The following is a 2,060-nucleotide window of genomic DNA, read 5'->3' as shown; positions in this document are numbered from 1 at the left end:
GCACGCCCAGTCCCGTACGCGCGGGTCCGGGTCGGACGTCAGCGCGGCGGGACCCGGACGAGCGCGTCGGGGACGTTCTCGGCGTCGAGCAGCACGAGGTCGCCGGGCGCGCCGACGACGAGGTCGTGGACGTCGCGCCCGACGAACGCGGCGGCGGACGACGTCGCGAGCCGGACGGCACCGGTGAGGTCGTCGTCGGTGCGCAGCCCGTGCAGGCGCGCGAAGCCGAGGGCGATGCGCAGCAGGTCGCCGTCGCCGAACGGCGACCACAGGTCGCGGATGCCGTCCGTGCCGAGCCCGACGCACCGAGGTAGCGCGCGGAGACGCTGCGGTGGCCGGGTGCCGGCGCCCCGAGGTCCGTGCGCGCCTCGCCGTGCGCGTCGACCGCGACGGGCGCACCCACGTCGACGCCGTCGACGGAGAACTGGACGGAGCCGGTGGTGACCGCACCGCCGCTCGTGGCCACGGTGGCGGTAGCCGGCAGCGTGGCGGGCAGGGTCACGGACGGCGCGACGGCGACCGTGGTGGTCGTCGCGACGACCGGTGCGGCGACCGAGATCGGGAAGCGCCCGGACGACACCCAGGTCTCGCGACCGTCGCCGTCCTCGTACCCGCACCGCACGTCGACGTAGCCCGTGGGCGCGGGCGAGGAGAACCAGACCGAGCCGCTGTAGACCATCTGGGCGTCCGCGAGGGTGCCGTGCGCGGTCTTGAGGATGCCGCTGCCCTCCGACGTCACCCAGGACGCGATCGTCCACGGCTGGTCCTCGACGAACGGGCAGACCACCGTCACCGGGATGTTCGTCTGCACCGAGCCCGTGGCGGGGACGTCGGCGATCGGGTAGCCGTCGGGTACGGCGCTCGCGGGCGCGGAGACGCCGACGGCGGCGGCCAGGACGAGCGCGGCGGTCGTCGCGACCGCGCGCAGCCGTCGGGGGAGGGAAGGACGCAGCACGGAGAGACCTCTCGGGTGCGGGGATCAGGACGACGCCTCTGCCCGACGCCGTTCGTCCCATCGGCGCGCCGTGACCCGGCCTGAGGGGGTGGAACCTGCGACGCGCGTCACGTGCTGACGTGGGCCGACGCCCCGGACGGTCCACAGGACCCGGGTGAGGCGGGTCGCGCAGCGGGTACGGTGCTGCCTCGTGACTGCCACGTCCCCCCACGCCCCGGTGCTCACGGTCGTCCAGCTCGACGCCGGTGTGCCGCTCGACCGCTTCGCCGGCTGGCTCGACGGTGTCGAGGTGCGCCTCGTGCGCGCCGACCTCGGCGAGCCCCTGCCCCCGGCCGACACCCTGGACGGCCTGCTCGTCCTCGGCGGCCAGATGTCCGCGCTCTCCGACGACGCGCCCGGCATCCCGGCCACCCGCACCCTGCTCGCCGACGCCGTGCAGGCCGGCGTCCCGACGCTCGGGATCTGCCTCGGCGCCCAGCTGCTCGCGGTCGCGGCGGGCGGGCGCGTGCACGTCGCCGCCCCGCCCGGACGCGAGTCGGGCGTCGTCGACGTGCGCTGGCGCCCGGAGGCCGTCGGCGACGCGCTCGTCGGCGCCCTGGTCGAGACGAGCGTGCCCGAGGACCACCGGTCGACCCCGATGCCGAGCATGCACGCCGACGCGATCGTCGACCTGCCGCGCACCGCGACGTGGCTCGCGCACTCGCGCCAGTACCCCTACCAGGCGTTCCGCGTCGGGTCGGCGTGGGGCGTGCAGTTCCACCCCGAGGCGTCGCCCGCGACGCTGCACGCGTGGGCCGAGCTGCACGACGACGTCGACACCGCCGCGGTCGACGCCGCGACGGCCCAGCACGACGCGTCCGTCGCGCGGGCGGGGGAGACGATCGCCCGCACGTTCGCGGCGCTCGTCGTGGCGCGTGCCGGAGACCGCACGCCCGCCTGACGCTCCCCGACGACGGGCGTCACGACGACGGCCCGACGATCCGCACGACGGGCGTCACGACGACGGCCCGACGATCCGCACGACGACGGCCGGCCCCCACCCCGGGGAGCCGGCCGTCGTGGTCCGTGCGGTGCCGCGGGCGGACCGCGGCGTCACTGCTCGGGC

The 2,060-nt window shown here is 76.6% G+C and carries 2 protein-coding genes; one reads left to right on the top strand and one right to left on the bottom strand.

Annotated features, from left to right (window positions below):
* Positions 1-955: Ig-like domain-containing protein (locus HGA02_RS17490; protein ID WP_168680497.1), on the bottom strand; the 955-nt coding region annotated here is incomplete at its 3' end.
* Between the two features lie 190 nt (positions 956-1,145).
* On the opposite strand from HGA02_RS17490, the gene HGA02_RS17485 reads away from it, so the two are divergent.
* Positions 1,146-1,895, top strand: a complete 750-nt coding sequence (locus HGA02_RS17485; RefSeq protein WP_168680495.1) for a glutamine amidotransferase-related protein — start codon at positions 1,146-1,148, stop codon at positions 1,893-1,895.
* The last annotated feature ends 165 nt before the right edge of the window (positions 1,896-2,060 follow it).

Source organism: Cellulomonas septica, from assembly GCF_012396155.1.
Lineage (GTDB): Bacteria > Actinomycetota > Actinomycetes > Actinomycetales > Cellulomonadaceae > Cellulomonas > Cellulomonas septica.
This window is presented reverse-complemented; position numbering and strand designations above follow the sequence as displayed.